The following is a 16,616-nucleotide window of genomic DNA, read 5'->3' on the forward strand; positions in this document are numbered from 1 at the left end:
AGCCGGTCCGCCACCACCCGGCTAACCCTGCCGACGCCGGCCGGTCCGCGGCCACCGCCCCTCGGCCGCCACCTCGACGGGACCTCGACGGCTTGTCCGCCACCGCTGCAATTCACACCGTCGCGGCGCTGCTTTGTCGCCCGGCGCTGGAGAGGCCCCGGGTCGATGACGACACTCCATCCATCGACACAGCCAACCCCTTCAGGAGATCGACATGAACACCACCAGCCGCCTTGCCCTCGCTTCCGCCACCCACACCACCGCCAAGGCTGTCGTCTTCGGCGTGCTGGCCTCGATGGCCCTGGTGATCGGCATCGCCCACGCTCAAGGCCAGCGCGAGCTGCGCGCCTCGATCGTCACGCTGGACCCGGTGGTCATCTCCGTCAAGCGCGAGCAACTGCCCACCGTCTACATCACGGGTCGTCGCGACGCCTCCGTCGACGGCAGCCAAGTCGCCTCGATCCAGTGAGCCCCCACGGTTGCGCTGTATCGACGAAGCGATCCGCGTACTGACGACCCTCGGTTCGCTCCCAAGCAAAACGCCCGGCTCAGGCCGGGCGTTTGCTTTTGGCCACCCACGTCGCGTGGGCAACCGCAAGCGCACGAACCTCGTCCCCCGCCAGGACTGACAACCTGACAACGACGGTCAGATCCCAAAACGACCCATCGCTGAACTACGATGGCGACCGTCGCGCGTGGCGCAGTTACCGAGAACCTAATGACGAACGTTGATGTGTCCAAGCTGAGCTACGTGGAGCTCGTGGAGCTGAGCAAGAAGCTGGAAGAGCAAATCCAGGGCAAGCGCACGGAAGAGCTGAAGGTGCTGGCCGACGGCTACATCAAGAAGATCGAAGCAGCAGGGTTCTCGGTGGTCGAGGCGGTCGAAGCGCTGCAGCCCTACATCGGCGCGCGCGGATTCACCAAGACCAAGCCCGCGTCCACCGCCGCGGTGCTCTACCGCGATCCCGCCAATGCCGAGAACACCTGGAGCGGCCGAGGCCGCACCGCACGGTGGCTCGCCGACTACGAGGCGCAAGGCCGGAGTCGCGACGAGTTCAAGGTCGACGGACACTGAGTCTTGAGGGCTGTGCGCTGAGGCGCTGATGTCGATGGGGCGTCAATGCGCCGTCCCGGAACAGCGAAGCGAATGAAAGGCGGCTGTCCGGAGTCGCCTTCAAAGGACGTGCCCGCCATACGCCGACCCCTCGTAGACCTTCTGAACCTCCTCGCTCAACGGGTGCAGGAACAGTTCGGTTCTCTTTTCGCTTTCCATGATCTCGCCCGCCAGGGTGGCTCCCGCGCCTTTCGAGAATGAAGCGATGTTGGACAGGTAGGACTTGGACGTATCTCGCTGAAGGGAGTTCTCATCGAGCTCATCCGCCAGATAGGTCGAGATCGCCAACAGATCGCCATTCTGGTCACGCAGTTTGGCGATGGACGTCGCCTCCGTCCCGATGCGATAACCGCGCTGGCGGACGCTGCGGTAGCCATAGGAGAGATCCGCCATCATGTTGCTCAAGAGCCTGAGGTGGGCAATGTCGCGCTCCACCTGCTGAAGGGCGGGGACGCCCTGCGTGGCCGCCTCCAGTTGACTCACATAGTGCTGAAGCTCCGCGGTGAAGTCCGTCCAGTTCCCGGATGTCTGCACGGGAGCGGCGACACCGCTCAAGGTGGGCACCTTCTTCAGCCGCTGATCGACAAGCCCCGCTATTTCCGCCATCTCGGCGTCCACCGCCGTGTCGTCCGCGCCCTTGACGATCTTCTTGATCGACAAGGTATCCGTCGCCGCCTTGCGAGCCGCGGGCTTGATGCTCATCCTCCGCGGCTGATAACTCTTGGCATTCGAACTGCTCGTCAACGAAGCCCGTTGCGCCACCGGCCCATCGGCTCGGCAACCGCGCAGCAAATGCCCGATCCGCTCACGTTGATCGGCGATGTACGGGCTGTCGGTGTAGGGGCCGGCCGAACAGGCGCTCGTTCCACCCTGCTGCGCCGAAGGCGAATGCTGCTCCAAACGCGGTGCCGTCGATCGCATCGCTGACTCCCCATGGCCGGTCGAGTCATCAGAACCGAAACGTCGCGGATCGAGCAGGTGAGAAATTCTGAGATTGCGCGGTCGGATTGCCTAGCCGGGCAACGAGACGCGGCCGCCGACGGCCACTCGGGCGAGGACGAGGGCAAGACCCGCCCCCCCTTGGTCGCGGGTGTCGCCCCCCTTTACGCATCGCCCTGAAATTCAGGCACTTCATTCGAATAATTCAATACAAATCAACGCCTTGCGCAAGGTGGCCCGGTGTTTGCTTTTGGAGGTTCAGTCGCCTCCTCTTCATTCAAAGGTCCACCATGAACCGCCTCCGCTCCCTCGCCCTGTCCGCGCTGCTCGTCGGCTCTTCTTTCGCCGCCCAAGCGGGCGTGGTCGACCTGTTCGGGCTGCCCGGCAACTTCAACCAGTCGTCCTTCGGCGCGTCGGGCTCGCAGTACTACGCGCAGTCAATCAAGGCCGACGACGTGAATTGGGCCGACCTGAGCTTCTCCCTGTCCAAGCTGGGCGCGGGCGGCACGTTCAATGTGCTGATCACCCAGGCCGTGGCGGATGCCGGCCTGCCCGGCACCGGCCTGCGTCCTGACGCGGCCCACGTCCTGTTCTCCACCCAGCTGACGCATGGCGGTCAGGGCGATCAGGTCTTCGACCTGGCGCTGAACACCGGCGTCGTGTCGGGCGCCACCTACTTCCTGGTGCTGCAAGGCGTGGGCGGCACGCTGTCGGGCGCCTCGGTCCTGGCGACCCAGTACAACGGCACCGACAAGTACACCAGCGGCGAATTCATCTTCGCCAACACCAACGCCGACCTCGCGGGCACGGCCGGTCAATGGAGCTCGCGTGCGAGCGTGAACGAAGACCTGGTGTTCCGCGCCGTGTTCGACGGCGGCAACTCGGTGCCGGAACCCGACTCGCTGATGCTGCTGGCCCTGGCTGCCCTGGCCGCCGCCGGCGTGACCCGCCGCGCCAAGCGCAACGCCTGATGCGCCTGTGCCGAATGGGCGGCGAGAATGCCGCCCATGGCACAAGGTAAACGCATCTCGGTCGAGATCGGCGGCGACGCGCTGCAAGCGATCAAGGACATGGGCGCCGCGGCCCGCGCGGCACGCACCGCCAGCGGTGAAAGCCAGGGCGCGGCGGCGGCGCGGCTGGGCGTGCATGTCCAGACCGTCGCCCGCATCGAATCCGGCGAGCCCGGTGTGGCCATCGGCCACGTGTTCGGAATGCTGGCGCTTTACGGCATCACGCCGGCGTTGCCGGAGGGCGGCGAGTCGAGCCGCTGACCGCGCCGCGGAAACTCACCTCCGCAACCCCTTGCCCGCCGCGAGCGCCGACAGCGTCTGATCGCACTGCTCCACGCTCGCGATGCAGTCCAGGCCTCGCTCCTCCACCTCGCGCATCAGGCTCAACCAGGCGTTGAGCCCTTCCAGCGTGACCTTGGTCCGCGAGGTGCGGTTCCAGCCGCGCTCGGCAAGCTGGCCCAGGTAGATCCAGGTCTGTCGTCGCGACAGTCCCGACAACTGCCCGATGCAGGCCTGCGACACCGGCAACGACAGGCTGTTGCCCGCCGCGCCGACGCGCGGCGTGCTGTTCAGCGCCGTCGCCAGCGTCGCCAGCACGCTCACCAGCCGCTGCAGGCCGTTGCCCGCCAGGCGCATCGTGATCTGATCCTGCAGGCGCGTCGCGGTCGCGGCATAGAGCTCGCCCGTGGCCGCGTCGCGTCGCGGCGCGTGGCGCTCGTTGACGCGGGTCAGCGGGATGTGGATGGTCGTGACGTCGACCAGCGCCGTCACGTCGTATCGCGCGGCCAGCTTGCCCAGCGGCGATTCGGCGCCGATGACGTCGCCCAGCCAGAGCGCGGCCACCGCGACCCGCGTGTCCGCCGCGGCGCGCGCCGCCAGGAAGGCCGCCCCGCCGCTGATGGCGATCCACTCGCCCAGCGGCTTGCCGGCCTCGATGATCTTCTGGCCACGGCGATACGTCCGGACCTGGCCGTCGGCCAGCCAGTCGTCGTCACTCGTCACCGGCGCGCCGCTGCCGCGGGGCGCTTTTGCCTCTCTCGTGCTCATGCTTGTTCTGCGATCAGGTCCGCCAGGCAAGGCTCCGCCCTCCACGTCCAGCGCGGATGCCTCGTCGGCGAATCGTTGGTTATAGAAGCGGACCGCTCGCGCCGATCGGTGGATAAGCGCCGTGGGGTGGGTCCCTATCGGTCTTTGCGACGGTCCCGGCGCGGCGATCCCCTCGCCGCGCCGACCGCCGCCACGGTCACCAGATCGAGAGGCTGCGCGCGAGCACGCGCTGCAGCCAACTGCGCGACGACGCCTCCGACACGTCGCCCTGCGCGACGCTCTCCAGGCTCGCGTTCACCACGTCCCGCGACGCCACCACGTTGCCCGGGCGAATGTCGCGCGGGTTCACGATGCCGGAGAAGCGCAGCGTGTTCACGCCCTTGTTCAGGCCCACGTTGCGTTCCCCCGCCACCAGCAGGTTGCCGTTGGGCAGCACGTTGATAACGCTGACCGCCACCTGCGTGACGAAGCTGTTGTCCGTCTCGGTCGTGCCCGCGCCCTTGAACGAATCGCTGCCCGCCGCGGTCGCGTCGATGTTCATCAAACGCTCGACCGCGCCGATGTTGCTCTTGCCGCCGGGACCATGCACCGCGAGCTTGTTGTCCCGGCTGGTGTCGGTGGTCTGCTTCTGGCTGGCCTTCAGGGTCTCCTGGATGTCGACCTTCAGCGTGTCGCCGATGGCGCTGGGCCGCTTCTCGCCGGAGAACAGCGACATCGGCGACATGCCCGGCTGATAGATCGCGCCGTTGTTGGGCCGCTCGATGTACATCGGCGCCTGCGGCGGCGTGACCAGCATCGGGCCGGGCACCGTCGGCGGCGTGCTGGAGCACGCGCCCAGCAGCGCCGTCAGCAGCAGCGCCGCGCCGGTGCTCGACGCGCCGCGGGCATCGCCGCGCGTCGACCGTCGTCGACGGATCGGCGGATGGCGAGGATCGCTCGGGTGGATCGGGTGGATCGACATGGGTTCCTCTCCCTCAGCTTTCGAATCCGGTGATCAGCGCCTTCACGACCGGCGCGATCTTGTTGCGGGTCCCGGCCCAGCGGGCCAGTCCGAAGTTCTCCTCGGCCTGATAGCTGCTGCTCGCCAGGAGCGTGCCGTCGGACCGGTGCAGGCTCAGCGACGCCGCGCTGAGGTTGGCGCGATAACCGCTGGCCATCGGCGGCACGCCCCATTCGATGGTGGCCACGTAGCGCAACCACACGCCGCATTGCTGCAGGCCCGTGCCCGGCTCGAAGACGCGGCTCTCCACGCCCTGCCCGCGCAACTCCGCCTGCATCGCCGGGACCAGATCCTCCAGCGGGGCGTTGCGGTTGTATTCGATGCACAGCGTCTTCACCGGCGCGTCGCCGTGGTGGACGGTGTTGCTGGCCTTGGCCGGCGCCGCCGTCGCGAGCGCGGTGGACGTCGCCGTGCCGGTCGCCTTCACCAGTTCCCAGGCGGGGAGCGGGCTCAGCACGCCGCAGCCGCTCAAGGCCATCGCGGCCGTCGTCGCCAACAGCGCGGCACGCATCGGTCGCGGGAGGGCGCGCATCGCCATCTCCTCAGACCAGCTCGTCGAGCACGGCGCCGCCGGCCAGCGCCGCCATCACGCCATAGCCGATGACATTGCCCGCCGCGCTCGCGACCTGCGAGCCCGCTTCACCCGCGGCGTCGAGCACCGCCCCGGCACCATCGCCGACCGCGTTCATGACCCGGGTGGCCGCGCGCGTCGCGCCCTTGACGACATCGGCGCCCGCACCGGCCAGGTCGTCCGCCGCGCCGGTCACCGCATCCGCGGCAGCGCCGGCCAGCGCCTGCAGGCTCTCCGCGCTGAAGGTCGCCGTGACACCGAGCACCGGCAGGCCGATCGTCAGGCCGAAGTCGGGCGAATTGCCCGACGCGGACGGCGACACCGAGGCGGACGCGGTGGCACGGCCGCCGTCGTGCGCGCCGTCGGCGGACGCGGTCAGGTTGGAGATTCCGGACAGGAAGGTCACTGCGGGCTCCCGTCGGCGATCAGGCGCGGGTCGCCAGCGAGGCCGTGTCCAGCGCCAGCGTGGCCGGTGACGCGGTGGGCGCGGCATTGATCGCGCTGGTCGACGCGTTGGCCGCGGGCGCCGCCGACGGCGTGGCGCCTTGCGCGCCCTTCAGCATCTTGGAAAAGTCGTCGGACGCGCCGGGCTTGGCGCCCTTGGATGCGCCGGCGGACGAGGCACCGGCGGCATGCGCGGCGGGTGCGGGGGAAGCGGAGGACTTGACGTGCATGGCGAAGCGCTCTCGTTCATTGGGGTGAACGGATTCTTCGCCGCGAGGAGCAGTGGGCAACCCGCGATGAGGCGCGGGTTCCGGCGGATCGTCGCCGGCTGGGTGAACTAGATCACCGAGGGTGGGAATCGACAGGGTTTCGTGCCGCTCAGCCGGCTCAAGTCCGCGCGAAACCCGCCACGCATCGGGCGGTCAGCGCCCGGCGCGCTGCATCTGCAGCGCCATCGCCTCGGACCACTCGTCCCAGGTCGACTCCGTGACCTCCAGGCCGTCCAGCGCGGGCGGCTCCAGGTCCAGCGGCCAACCCGACGGGCTGAACGGCACGCGCCGCTGCAGCAGCACCTCGGTCTGCCGCAGGATGCGCTGCATGACCAGGCTGAATTGATGCGATCCGCGCGGGGCGGCGTGACGGCCGCTCTTCGCGGCCGACGGTGCGATGCGATGTCGCATGGGGTCCTCTCCTGACGAAGCCGCCACTATCGGCGGTGGCCTGTGCGAGTGCCATCCCACCATAGGGTGGTGCCACGCACGGGCAGGAGGGGGCAGGACGAAAGGCGTCGACGGGCGGGCGAACGGCGCCACCCGCCCCGGTCGCGTCAGATCACCTGGCGCAGCAGGGCATACAGCGCGATGCCGCCAGACCCCACGGCCAGGACGGTCTTCAGCGAACGGTCGCTGACGAACGCGCCCACGGCACTGCAGACCAGGATGGCGGCGAGGAGATAGTTGGTTTTCATGGGGCGGCATTGTGGCCGCGCCATGGGGCGCGTCCGGCCGTTTCCGCGGCGCCGATCAGACAGTCCGGGCGGGGGGGCGGTTGATCTCCACGGTCACGTGAACAAGTTCCTCGTGGACGGCGAGCAGGCGACGCACCTCGTCCGGACGCGCGTCGGCACTGTCCGACACCAACGACACGATGCAGGCGTACTGCGCCCGGCCGACACGCCACACATGCAGGTCGGCGATCGCGGCCGGCCACGGCGCGGCGGCGATCACCTCGCGGATCTCCGCGACGACGGGCGCATCCATCTCCGCGTCCAGCAGCACCCGGCCCGTGTCACGCAGCAGACTGCGCGCCCACGCCGCCACCAGCACCGCGCCGGCGATGCCCATCACCGGGTCCAGCCAGTCGGCGCCCCACAGCCGCCCGCCCAGCAGCGCCAGGATCGCCAGCACGGACGTGGCGGCGTCCGCCAGGACATGCATGTAGGCCGAATGGAGGTTCAGGTCCTTGTGATCATGCGTGCCGGCGTGGCCCGCTGCCGATGTCGCCCCATGCCCATGCGCGTGACCGACGCCCTCCCCGGCCACGGCCTCATGCGCATGTCCGTGCGCGCCCCCGTGGCCCTCGCCATGACCATGACCATGACCATGGCCGTGGCCGTGGCCGTGGCCGTGGCCGTGATGCCCGCCCCGCAGCAGCCACGCGCAGATCAGGTTGACCGCCAACCCCACCAGCCCGATGACGATGGCCTGCTCGTAGTGGATGGGCGTCGGCGTGATCAGGCGCTCGACCGATTGCCACAGCATCAACCCCGCCACGCCCACCAGCAGCAACGCGCTGCTGTAGCCGCCCAGGATCTCGATCTTCCAGGTCCCGAAGGCGAAGCGCCCGTCCTTCGCCCAGCGCCGCGCGGCGCCGTAGGCCAGCACCGACACCCCCAGCGCCACCGCGTGCGAGCTCATGTGCCAACCGTCCGCCAGCAGCGCCATCGAGTTGTAGATGTAACCGCCGGCGATCTCCGCGACCATCATCACCACCGTCAGCAACACCGCCCAGCGCGTGTTGCGCGCCGCCAGCGGGTTGCCCTCGTCGAAGACATGGGTGTGTTGCCAGGCGTTGGGCGAGAGCGTGGTGGACATGGCGGACGGGGCGCGGCGGCCGGTTGGTTGATACTCCCCCCCAGTATATGAGCAGACCTGGACGGATGGCTAGAATGCCGTCCCATGGCACACACCCTCACGGGCAGGAAGAAGCTGCTCACCCGCATCCGCCGCATCCAGGGCCAGACGGCCGCGCTGGAGCGCGCGGTCGATCAGGAGGCCGACTGCATGGCCGTGCTGCAGCAGATCGCCGCCATCCGCGGCGCGGTCAACGGGCTGATGGCCGAGGTGCTGGAAGGGCATCTGCGCGAGCACGTCGCCGCGCCCGACCTGTCGCCCGAACAGCGCGCGGCCGAGAGCGACGCCGTCGCCGCCCTGCTCAAGTCCTATCTGCGCTGACGGCGCGAGCCACATCCGCGGGCGTGGACATGCCGCGGGGCCGGTCTTGTCCAAACGGTAGACTGCGCCGCACAGCCAACACAGCAGGACACGAACGGTGGATACAACTGAGCGGGAACCGTTGCGCGTCGTGGTGCTGGGCGGCTCGGCCGGCAGCATCGACGTCCTGGGGACCGTCCTGGGCGCCCTGCCCCGCGATCCCGGCTTCGCGGTGCTGGTCATCACCCACCTCGATCCCACCGAGGAAACGCGCCTGCCCGAGCTGCTGCAGGGCCGTACCGAGATGGCCGTCGAGCGCCTGGAACACCTGCGCAAGATCGAGCACGGCCGCGTCTACGTGATGCCGGAGAACGCCGGCGTCATGGCGCTGGACGGCCATTTCCGCCTGACCCGCCGCCAGCCCGGCCTGCACCTGCCGATCGACGGCTACCTGGCCTCGATGGCGCAGGACCCCGATGTCGACGGGGCCGTCGTCATCCTGTCCGGATCGGGGCAGGACGGCGCGGCGGGCATCGTCGACCTGAAGGCCGCCGGCGGGCTGGTGCTGGCGCAGGCGCCGCAGACCGCCGCCCACGACGGCATGCCCACCGCCGCGATCAACACCGGCCTGGTCGACGAGGTGCTGGCGCCCGGAGCGATCGCGCCGGCGTTGCTGCAGCGCTTCGGCCGGCCCGGGTCCGTCGACGGCCTCGCGCCCGGGGTCGATCCCAACACCGACGCGCTGGAGACGGCCCTGGCCATCGTCCAGCAGAAGGCCGGCGTCAACCTCGGCTACGTCAAGGACGTCAACCTGCGCCGCCGTTTCCTGCGTCGCGTGCTGCTGCAGAAGGACCGCGACGTCGGCGCCTACCTGCAGTTCCTGCGCGGCGACGCCCATGAGGCCGCGGCGCTGCGCGACGACGTCCTCATCGGCGTGACCGCCTTCTTCCGCGACGCGGAGTTCGTCAACGTGTTGCGCCAGACCGTCCTGCCGCGGCTGCTGGCGCTGAACCACGACCCGATCCGCATCTGGGTCCCGGCCTGCTCTACCGGCGAGGAGGTCTACACGATCGCCATGCTGCTCAAGGAGGCGATGAACGCCGAGGGCCTCCACCGCCGCGTGCAGATCTTCGGCACCGACATCAACGAGGCCTCGATCGAGACCGCCCGCGCCGGCCGCTACAGCGCCGCCGCGCTGGAGAACGTACCGGAGCCGTTCCGCGACACCGCCTTCATGCCCAGCTCCGGCGCCTACCTCGTGGCCAAGGACCTGCGCGAGATGTGCGTCTTCGCGCGCCACAACCTGCTGACCCACGCGCCCTTCTCCGGCATGGGCCTGATCAGTTGCCGCAACATGCTGATCTACCTGCGCAAGGAGGCGCAGCAGCATGTCTTCGAGGTGCTGCACTACGCCTGCCGCGCCGACGGATTCATGCTGCTGGGCCGCGCCGAGGCGGCCTCCTCCGCCGACGGCTTCGAGCACGCCGGCGCGCCCCACCTCTACCGCAAGCTGCCGGCCGCGCGCCGCCAGCGCCCGCTGTTCCCGATCGACGCGCTGCGCCCCTGGGCCAGCGAGGGCGACACGCCGCGCGCGGTCCAGGCCCCGCCGCCGGACCTCGTCAACGACGCCGCCAACCGGGTGGCGCTGCAGCGCTACGTGCCGTCCGGATTCGTCGTCAATGAGAACGGCGACGTGGTGCAGTTCCGTGGCGACGTGGCCGCCTTCATCGCGCCGGCCAGCGGCGAGGCGACGCTGGCGCTGCCGCGCCTGCTGCATGCCGAGCTCAACGTGCCGGTGCGCACCGCCCTGATCGAGGCCAAGCGCACCGCGGCGCCGGTGCGCCGCGAGCGCGTCGCCTTCAACGACCGCCGCTACGCGCTCGAAGTGCTGCCGCTGGAGGCGGGCGACGCGCTGCTGCACTTCCTCGTCACCCTGGCGGCCCAGCCCGAGGACACCGCCGCCGAGCACGCCTTCGCGACTGCCGGCGCGCCGCGCGCGCGCGTCGACGAGCTGGAGCGCACCGTCACCACGCTGTCCGACGAGCTCGAAGCCACGCAGGCGCAACTGCGCACGGTGGTGAGCGAGTTCGAGTCGGCCAACGAGGAGCTGCGCACCGCCAACGAGGAAATGCTCAGCACCAACGAGGAGCTGCAGAGCGCCAACGAGGAACTGCAGAGCGCCAAGCAGGAGCTGGAATCCGCCAACCAGGAGCTGCTCTCGCTGAACGACGAGCTCAAGTCGCGCAACGACGAGCTGGACCGCGTCAACGACGACCTCAGCAACCTCGTCGAGGGCATCCCGCTGCCGGTGGTGCTGCTGGACCGGCAGCTCCGGCTGCGCCACGCGTCGCCGCAGGCGGCGCAGCTGTTCGGCCTCGGGCCCGAGGCGATCGGCGAGCCGCTCGGGCAGGTCAGCGGCCGTTTCTCCGTCGGCCATCTGGAGCACATGGTGCAGGCCGCCGTGCAGGGCCTCGTCGCGGTCGAGCACGAGGTGCAGGACACCGAGCAGCGCTGGTGGATCATCAACGTGCGGGCCTACCGCACCGCGGACGATCGCATCGACGGCGCGGTGATCGCCTTCCAGGACATCCACGAACTCAAGTGCGCGCTCGGCCAGGCGCAGCACGCGCGCGGCGACGCCGAGCGCGCCAACACCGCCAAGGACGACTTCCTCGGCATGGTCTCGCACGAGCTGCGCGCGCCGTTGAACGTGATCGCCGGCTGGGCCTCCGTGCTCAAGCAGGCGCAGGAACGCGGCACGCTGGCCGACGCCACCGCCGCGCGCGCGATCGCCACCATCCTGCGCCACTGCCAGACGCAGGCGCAGCTGATCGACGACCTGCTGGACGTGTCCCGCATCGCCTCCGGCCACCTGGCGCTGGAGATGCGGCCGCTGGACCTGGCCGGCTGCGTGCGCACCGTCACCGAAGGCCTGCAGCCGGCCGCCGAGGCCAAAGGCCTGGCGCTGCGCACCACGGGCCTGCAGCAGACGCACCGCATCCAGGGCGACGCGCGCCGCGTGCAGCAGATCATCGCCAACCTGGTCGGCAACTCGATCAAGTTCACACCCGCCGGCGGGCGCGTCGCCGTATCGCTGGACCGCATCGGGCCGATGATCGAGCTGTCCGTCGTGGACACCGGCATCGGCGTCGCGCCCGATCTGCTGCCGCGGCTGTTCGACCGCTTCACGCAGGCCGACATCAGCCGCACCCGTGAGTACGGCGGCCTGGGCCTGGGCCTGTCCATCGTGCGACACCTGGTGCTGGCCCACGGCGGCACGGTCGTCGCCCACAGCGACGGCGAGGGCCGCGGCACGCGGCTGACGATCCGCTTCCCGGCGGTGGAGCTCGTCTCCGGCATCCCCGAGACGCCGTCGCCGGCCACGCGCGCGCCCGACCTGGGCGGTCTGCGCGTGCTGCTGGTGGACGACGACCCGCATGCGCTCGAAGCGCTGGAGCAGGTGCTGCAGATCGCCGGCGCCGACGTGCGCGCGGCCGCGTCGGTCGACGATGCGCTGCAGCTCGTCGAGGCCCTCGCGCCGACCGGCTCGCCGCCGTTCCACGCGCTGGTCAGCGATGTGGCGATGCCGGGCGCGGACGGCTATTCGCTGATCCGCCGCCTGCGGGAACGGGAACGCGCGGCCTCCAACGACGCCGCGACCCACCGGACCGACGGCGACGACGGAGCCTCCGGCAAGAACGGCGGCAACGCCGGGAACGACGGGAACGACGGGGACGGCAGCGGCGGCGCGGGCTCGACGGGTGGGGGCGTCAGCGCCCCCGTGTCGGTGTTCGCGATCGCGCTGACCGGCCTGGCGACGCTGGAAGATCGCGACGCGGCGATCGCCGCCGGCTTCGACGACCACGTCGCCAAGCCGGTCGACACGGACCGGCTCATCGAAAAGCTGCTGGTCGCGCGCCCACGCTGACCCCACCGCTCGCGGCGAGGGCGAGGGCGAGGGCGACGCTCAGTGCGCCATCTGCCCCGCGATCGCCGGGGCGGCGGCGCTGCGGCGGCGGGCGCGCTTGATCTCGTACATGCGCTCGTCGGCCAGGCGTAGCGCCTCCTCGGCGGTCAGGCCCACGGGATTGACCGCGACCACGCCCACGCTGGCGCCGGCGTACTGCAGCGCGTTGCCATCCAGCTCGAAATGCCCGACCGTCGCCAGCGACGCGCGCTGTTCCAGCGTGCGCGCCGCCTGCAGCGCCTCGGCGTGATCGACCCATGCGCCGCTGGACGGCGGCAGGCCGCCCAGGCCCGCGCCGGGACCGACGACGACGAACTCGTCGCCACCCATGCGCGCCAGCATGTCCGACCCGCGCAGTTCCAGCGACAGCCGCTGCGCGATGGCCTGCAGGAACCGATCGCCGCATTGATGCCCGAGCTGATCGTTGATCGCCTTGAAGCCGTCCAGGTCGATGCAGCCGATCAGCACGCAGCTACCGTCGCGCACCGCGCGTTGCAGCTGGCGATGCAGTTCGTCGAAGAGCGCGCGGCGATTCGGCAGGCCCGTCAGGGCATCGGTCAGCGCGAAGGTCGCGAGCTGCTCGTTGGCGGCGCGCAGGTCGGCGACCAGGCGCTCGCGTTGGATGAACTGGCCGACGAGCGAGGAGAACAACCGCAACATCGCCTCCGCCTCCGGTCCCACCGGATGGCGCCGCGCGCTGGCGGCGCAGAGCGTGCCCAGCAGCTCGCCGCCGGCGGTGCACACCGGCGCGCTGACATAGGTTTGGATGCCGAGCTGGCGCGCCGCGTCGGAATCGCCCCAGCATTCGGCCACGTCGCTGGTGGCCATGCGGCCGGCGTCCAGCGCGCGCTTGCAGAGCGTGTCGTGCCAGGGCACGGACAGCCCCTCCGGGATCACCATCGCGCCGACGTTGCGTGCCAGCAGCACCTGCTGCTCGCCCGCGCGCAGGTCCACCGCCGTCAGGTAGGTCGACTCCAGGCCGGTGACGGTGCCCAGCATGTCCAGCAGCGGACGGGTGAGGGCGTCGAGGGTCTGCGCCGCCGGGACGGTGACGGACAGCTGGGTGAGCAAGGCATCCAAGATCGAGGTCGGGGTCAGGTCTGAACGGGCCGGATGTTGGCACAACTCCGGGCCGCTATCGGACACCGTCCGTCGCGGACGCCGCGCCGCCCGCCGGACGGCCGCGCGATGCGCAATATTGCCGCCGGCGCTCGCGGCCAGCGTCGCGCCGATACGCCACGGCGACCGGCCCGCCGCGCCTGTCCCGACCCCACCACGGCCTCTCTGCATGCCGCGGCGGCCTGGCGATGGCACCGGTGCTCAGGCCTCCCCCAGCGCCCGGGCCACCAGCTCGGCCTGCTCCAGGTGGTGCAGCACCTGGGACGAGGTCGCCCCCGATGCGTTCGGCGGCCGCGCCACGCAGCGCAGCCGCGCGTGGGCCGGCAAGACGTCGTCCATCTGCTCGCGCACGTAGCTCCAGGCGCCTTGCTGGCGGTGCTCTTCCTGGACCCAGGTGATCTCGACCAGCGCGGGGTATCGACCGAACAGCGCCGTCAGCGCCTCGCCGGGGAACGGATACAGCTGCTCCAGGCGGACCACCGCCAGATCCGCCCGCGCCACCGCGCGCCGGCCGCGGTCCAGGTCGTGATAGACCTTGCCGGCGCACAGCACCAGGCGCTCCACCTGGCCGGGCCGCTCGACCCGCGCATCGTCGATGACGAGCTGGAACTCGCCGTCCGCCAGGTCCTCCAGCGTCGCGTGCGAGGCTTTCTCCGAGTACAGCGTGCCCTTGGGCGTCATCGCCACCAGCGGCTTGCGCAGCGTGCAGAAGGCCTGCCGCCGCAGCGCATGGAACCACTGCGCGGCCGTCGACGGGCAGATCACGCGCAGGTTGTCCCCGCCGCACAGCTGCAGGAAGCGGCTCAGGTAGCCGCTCGAATGATCGGGCCCGATGCCTTCGTTGCCGTGCGGCAGCAGGATCGCGAGGGCGGACACGTCGCCCCACTTCTCCTCGCCGGAGCTGATGTACTGATCGATGTAGACCTGTGCGTTGTTCACGAAGTCACCGAACTGCGCCTCCCACACCGTCAGCGTCCGCGCGGCCGCGACGCTGTAGCCGTACTCGAAGCCCACCACCGCCTCCTCGGACAGCGGCGAGTTGAAGATCTTGAAGCGCCCGGCGCGCCGGCCGTCCAAGGCTTCCCGGGCGGCTTGGCGCAAGGGCACGACCTCCTCGGCGGCATCTTCGCCAGCGGCCTGCGAGGTCCACGCCGCCTGTCGATGCAGGAAGGTCCCCCGCCGCACGTCCATGCCGGAGATCCGCACGTTCACGCCCTCGCGCAGCACGGTCGCGTAGGCGAGGTTCTCCGCCAGGCACCAGTCGACGCGCAGCGACGGCGGCGCCGCCGCGAGGGTCCGCGGTACATCGCCGGGCGTGCTGTCCGGCAGGTCCTCCGCTGTCTCGGCCGGCGCCAGCCCCGCCATGCGTCGCCAGTGATCGATGAGCGTGCGCACCATCGCGTGCGGGACGAAGCCGTCCGGCAGCCGCGTCATCGCGCGGACGAGGTCGCGCAGCGTCGCCGTGTCGATCGCCGGCGCCCCCACGGGCCGCCGCAACGGCCGCGGCACATCGTCCGTCCCGGGCATCGTCGGAACGGAGAAGGCCTGATGCGCGCGCACGCGGCTGTGGGCCAGGTGCGTGTCCATGTCCTCCGGCGCCGCGACGCCCTCGGCGCGCAGCGCCGCGGCATATCGCTCGACGACGGTGGGATGCGCCCCGGTGACCGCATGGACGCGGGGACGCGTCAGCGCGGGCACGTCGTTCTCCGAATGGCCGAGGCGGCGATAGCCGATCAGATCGATGACCACGTCGGTGCCGAAGCGCGCGCGCCAGGCCATCGCGAGGGCGGCGGCACGCAACGCCTGCTCCGGCTCGTCGGCATTCACGCGCAGCACCGGCGCGTCGACCATGCGGGTGACGTCGGTGCAGTAACGCGCCGGACAGACGCTCATCGGGTTCGGCTCGGTGAAGCCGACCTGGTTGTTGATGATCACGTGCACCGTGCCGCCGACGTCGTAGCCCGGCTTGCCGCCGAGCATCAAGGTCTCCATCACCACGCCCTGCCCCGCGAAGGCCGCGTCGCCATGCAGCATCAACGGCAGGACGCGGAGGCGGCCGTCCCTGCCATCCCGCGTCCCCTCATCGGTCGCGTCCTGGACCGCGCGCACCATGCCCGTCAGCACCGGATGCACGCTCTGCAGGTGGGACGGGTTGTGGGCCAGCGTCAGCGCGACGATCCCCCGCGGCGTCGCCAGCTCGTGCTCGGCGCCGAGGTGATAGACCAGGTCGGTATGCGCTTCGGGACGGGGCGACTTCGGGTCGAAGTAATCGAGGATCCTGGCCGGCGGCATGCCCATCAGGTTGATCAGCACGTTGACGCGTCCGCGATGGGGCATGCCGAGGAAGATGCGCCGCGCGCCCTGGCCGGCCGCCTCGTCGCAGAGGGCGTGCAGCAGCGGGATCAGCGTTTCGTGGCCCTCGATCGAGAACCGCTTCGCATGCGGGAACTGCTGCGCGACGTGCGCCTCCCAGGCTTGGGCGCGCACCAGCCGGTCGAGCAACGCCAGCCGCTGGGCCGCGCCGCCGGGGGCGGGCGGCGCGGCCTCCATCTCGTGATGGAGCCAGTCGCGCCGGGCCTCGTCGCGCACCGCGCTGGCATCCAGCGCCAGGCCGCCGCAGTAGATCGCCTTCAGCGCCCGGTCCAGGTCGGCCACGGTACGCGCGCTCCAGAGCGGCGTGCCGGCCGGCGACAGCCATTCGCCCGGCTGCAGGCCGAAACGCCGCGGATCGAGCATCGCCGCGTCCGCCGGTCGGGCGAGGCCCAGCGGATCGAGCCGCGCGCTGCGGTGCCCGTCGCGCCGGTGCGCGTCGATGAAGGCGAGCACCTCGGGCCGCCACCGGGTGGACGGCGCCGATCCGCCGGGATGGATCCGATCGTTCATGCGATTGCGTTCCCTGGGCCGCCGGGGGCCGTTCCGTGTCGTCCCCGCACCGTGCCACGGGTCAGGGATCTCGGGCAAGGCGCGGACCGG

The 16,616-nt window shown here is 70.6% G+C and carries 17 protein-coding genes; 6 read left to right on the plus strand and 11 right to left on the minus strand.

Features of this window, described 5'->3' with window-relative positions; translation table 11 throughout:
• The first annotated feature begins 214 nt into the window (after positions 1-214).
• Both CDN99_RS13245 and CDN99_RS13250 read left to right on the plus strand, forming a co-directional pair.
• Positions 215-469, plus strand: a complete 255-nt coding sequence (locus CDN99_RS13245; protein ID WP_088385345.1) for a hypothetical protein — start codon at positions 215-217, stop codon at positions 467-469.
• Positions 470-718: 249 nt separating this feature from the next.
• Positions 719-1,075: an H-NS histone family protein gene (locus CDN99_RS13250; RefSeq protein ID WP_158218841.1), complete on the plus strand. Its 357-nt coding sequence runs from the start codon at positions 719-721 to the stop codon at positions 1,073-1,075.
• A gap of 99 nt (positions 1,076-1,174) precedes the next feature.
• Here the strand turns inward: CDN99_RS13250 and CDN99_RS13255 are convergent, their stop codons facing one another.
• A complete protein-coding gene (locus CDN99_RS13255) occupies positions 1,175-2,035 on the minus strand; it encodes a hypothetical protein (RefSeq protein ID WP_141100765.1) in 861 nt (286 codons plus the stop codon).
• A 308-nt stretch (positions 2,036-2,343) separates the two neighbouring features.
• On the opposite strand from CDN99_RS13255, the gene CDN99_RS13260 reads away from it, so the two are divergent.
• Together CDN99_RS13260 and CDN99_RS13265 are read left to right on the plus strand one after the other, a co-directional pair.
• A complete protein-coding gene (locus CDN99_RS13260; protein ID WP_088385348.1) occupies positions 2,344-3,024 on the plus strand; it encodes a PEP-CTERM sorting domain-containing protein in 681 nt (226 codons plus the stop codon).
• Between the two features lie 36 nt (positions 3,025-3,060).
• Complete coding sequence (locus tag CDN99_RS13265; protein ID WP_088385349.1) at positions 3,061-3,324, plus strand: helix-turn-helix domain-containing protein; 264 nt, start codon at positions 3,061-3,063, stop codon at positions 3,322-3,324.
• Positions 3,325-3,339: 15 nt separating this feature from the next.
• Here the strand turns inward: CDN99_RS13265 and CDN99_RS13270 are convergent, their stop codons facing one another.
• From CDN99_RS13270 to dmeF, 8 genes are all read right to left on the minus strand, one after another.
• Entirely contained in the window at positions 3,340-4,110 is a 771-nt protein-coding gene (locus CDN99_RS13270) for a Crp/Fnr family transcriptional regulator (RefSeq protein WP_141100766.1), read from the minus strand.
• A gap of 196 nt (positions 4,111-4,306) precedes the next feature.
• Positions 4,307-5,071, minus strand: a complete 765-nt coding sequence (locus CDN99_RS13275; protein ID WP_238139510.1) for a flagellar basal body L-ring protein FlgH — start codon at positions 5,069-5,071, stop codon at positions 4,307-4,309.
• Between the two features lie 13 nt (positions 5,072-5,084).
• Positions 5,085-5,642: a cell division protein FtsI gene (locus CDN99_RS13280; protein ID WP_141100767.1), complete on the minus strand. Its 558-nt coding sequence runs from the start codon at positions 5,640-5,642 to the stop codon at positions 5,085-5,087.
• A 10-nt stretch (positions 5,643-5,652) separates the two neighbouring features.
• Positions 5,653-6,087, minus strand: coding sequence for a hypothetical protein (locus CDN99_RS13285; RefSeq protein ID WP_088385352.1), 435 nt, complete (start codon positions 6,085-6,087; stop codon positions 5,653-5,655).
• 19 nt (positions 6,088-6,106) lie between these two features.
• Positions 6,107-6,355: a hypothetical protein gene (locus CDN99_RS13290; protein WP_088385353.1), complete on the minus strand. Its 249-nt coding sequence runs from the start codon at positions 6,353-6,355 to the stop codon at positions 6,107-6,109.
• A 192-nt stretch (positions 6,356-6,547) separates the two neighbouring features.
• Positions 6,548-6,805, minus strand: a complete 258-nt coding sequence (locus CDN99_RS13295; protein WP_088385354.1) for a hypothetical protein — start codon at positions 6,803-6,805, stop codon at positions 6,548-6,550.
• Between the two features lie 146 nt (positions 6,806-6,951).
• Complete coding sequence (locus CDN99_RS28675; RefSeq protein WP_158218842.1) at positions 6,952-7,092, minus strand: hypothetical protein; 141 nt, start codon at positions 7,090-7,092, stop codon at positions 6,952-6,954.
• A 55-nt stretch (positions 7,093-7,147) separates the two neighbouring features.
• Entirely contained in the window at positions 7,148-8,218 is a 1,071-nt protein-coding gene (dmeF, locus tag CDN99_RS13300) for a CDF family Co(II)/Ni(II) efflux transporter DmeF (RefSeq protein WP_088385355.1), read from the minus strand.
• 84 nt (positions 8,219-8,302) lie between these two features.
• Here dmeF and CDN99_RS13305 point away from each other — a divergent pair, with 84 nt between their 5' ends.
• Together CDN99_RS13305 and CDN99_RS13310 are read left to right on the plus strand one after the other, a co-directional pair.
• A complete protein-coding gene (locus CDN99_RS13305) occupies positions 8,303-8,578 on the plus strand; it encodes a metal/formaldehyde-sensitive transcriptional repressor (protein ID WP_088385356.1) in 276 nt (91 codons plus the stop codon).
• Positions 8,579-8,675: 97 nt separating this feature from the next.
• Entirely contained in the window at positions 8,676-12,485 is a 3,810-nt protein-coding gene (locus CDN99_RS13310) for a CheR family methyltransferase (RefSeq protein ID WP_088385357.1), read from the plus strand.
• 39 nt (positions 12,486-12,524) lie between these two features.
• Here the strand turns inward: CDN99_RS13310 and CDN99_RS13315 are convergent, their stop codons facing one another.
• Complete coding sequence (locus tag CDN99_RS13315; RefSeq protein WP_088385358.1) at positions 12,525-13,604, minus strand: GGDEF domain-containing protein; 1,080 nt, start codon at positions 13,602-13,604, stop codon at positions 12,525-12,527.
• A gap of 240 nt (positions 13,605-13,844) precedes the next feature.
• Positions 13,845-16,526 (minus strand): thiamine pyrophosphate-dependent enzyme, encoded by a 2,682-nt coding sequence (locus tag CDN99_RS13320; RefSeq protein WP_088385359.1) that lies wholly within the window; start codon positions 16,524-16,526, stop codon positions 13,845-13,847.
• Positions 16,527-16,616: the final 90 nt, after the last annotated feature.

It is taken from the genome of Roseateles aquatilis, from assembly GCF_002205645.1.
Lineage (GTDB): Bacteria > Pseudomonadota > Gammaproteobacteria > Burkholderiales > Burkholderiaceae_C > Roseateles > Roseateles aquatilis.

Coding starts and splice junctions, on each gene's coding strand:
- CDN99_RS13245 (WP_088385345.1), top strand. CDS start 215: ATGAACACCACCAGCCGCCTTGCCCTCGCTTCCGCCACCCACACCACC.
- CDN99_RS13250 (WP_158218841.1), top strand. CDS start 719: ATGACGAACGTTGATGTGTCCAAGCTGAGCTACGTGGAGCTCGTGGAG.
- CDN99_RS13255 (WP_141100765.1), bottom strand. CDS start 2,035: ATGCGATCGACGGCACCGCGTTTGGAGCAGCATTCGCCTTCGGCGCAG.
- CDN99_RS13260 (WP_088385348.1), top strand. CDS start 2,344: ATGAACCGCCTCCGCTCCCTCGCCCTGTCCGCGCTGCTCGTCGGCTCT.
- CDN99_RS13265 (WP_088385349.1), top strand. CDS start 3,061: ATGGCACAAGGTAAACGCATCTCGGTCGAGATCGGCGGCGACGCGCTG.
- CDN99_RS13270 (WP_141100766.1), bottom strand. CDS start 4,110: ATGAGCACGAGAGAGGCAAAAGCGCCCCGCGGCAGCGGCGCGCCGGTG.
- CDN99_RS13275 (WP_238139510.1), bottom strand. CDS start 5,071: ATGTCGATCCACCCGATCCACCCGAGCGATCCTCGCCATCCGCCGATC.
- CDN99_RS13280 (WP_141100767.1), bottom strand. CDS start 5,642: ATGCGCGCCCTCCCGCGACCGATGCGTGCCGCGCTGTTGGCGACGACG.
- CDN99_RS13290 (WP_088385353.1), bottom strand. CDS start 6,355: ATGCACGTCAAGTCCTCCGCTTCCCCCGCACCCGCCGCGCATGCCGCC.
- CDN99_RS13295 (WP_088385354.1), bottom strand. CDS start 6,805: ATGCGACATCGCATCGCACCGTCGGCCGCGAAGAGCGGCCGTCACGCC.
- CDN99_RS28675 (WP_158218842.1), bottom strand. CDS start 7,092: ATGAAAACCAACTATCTCCTCGCCGCCATCCTGGTCTGCAGTGCCGTG.
- dmeF (WP_088385355.1), bottom strand. CDS start 8,218: ATGTCCACCACGCTCTCGCCCAACGCCTGGCAACACACCCATGTCTTC.
- CDN99_RS13305 (WP_088385356.1), top strand. CDS start 8,303: ATGGCACACACCCTCACGGGCAGGAAGAAGCTGCTCACCCGCATCCGC.
- CDN99_RS13320 (WP_088385359.1), bottom strand. CDS start 16,526: ATGAACGATCGGATCCATCCCGGCGGATCGGCGCCGTCCACCCGGTGG.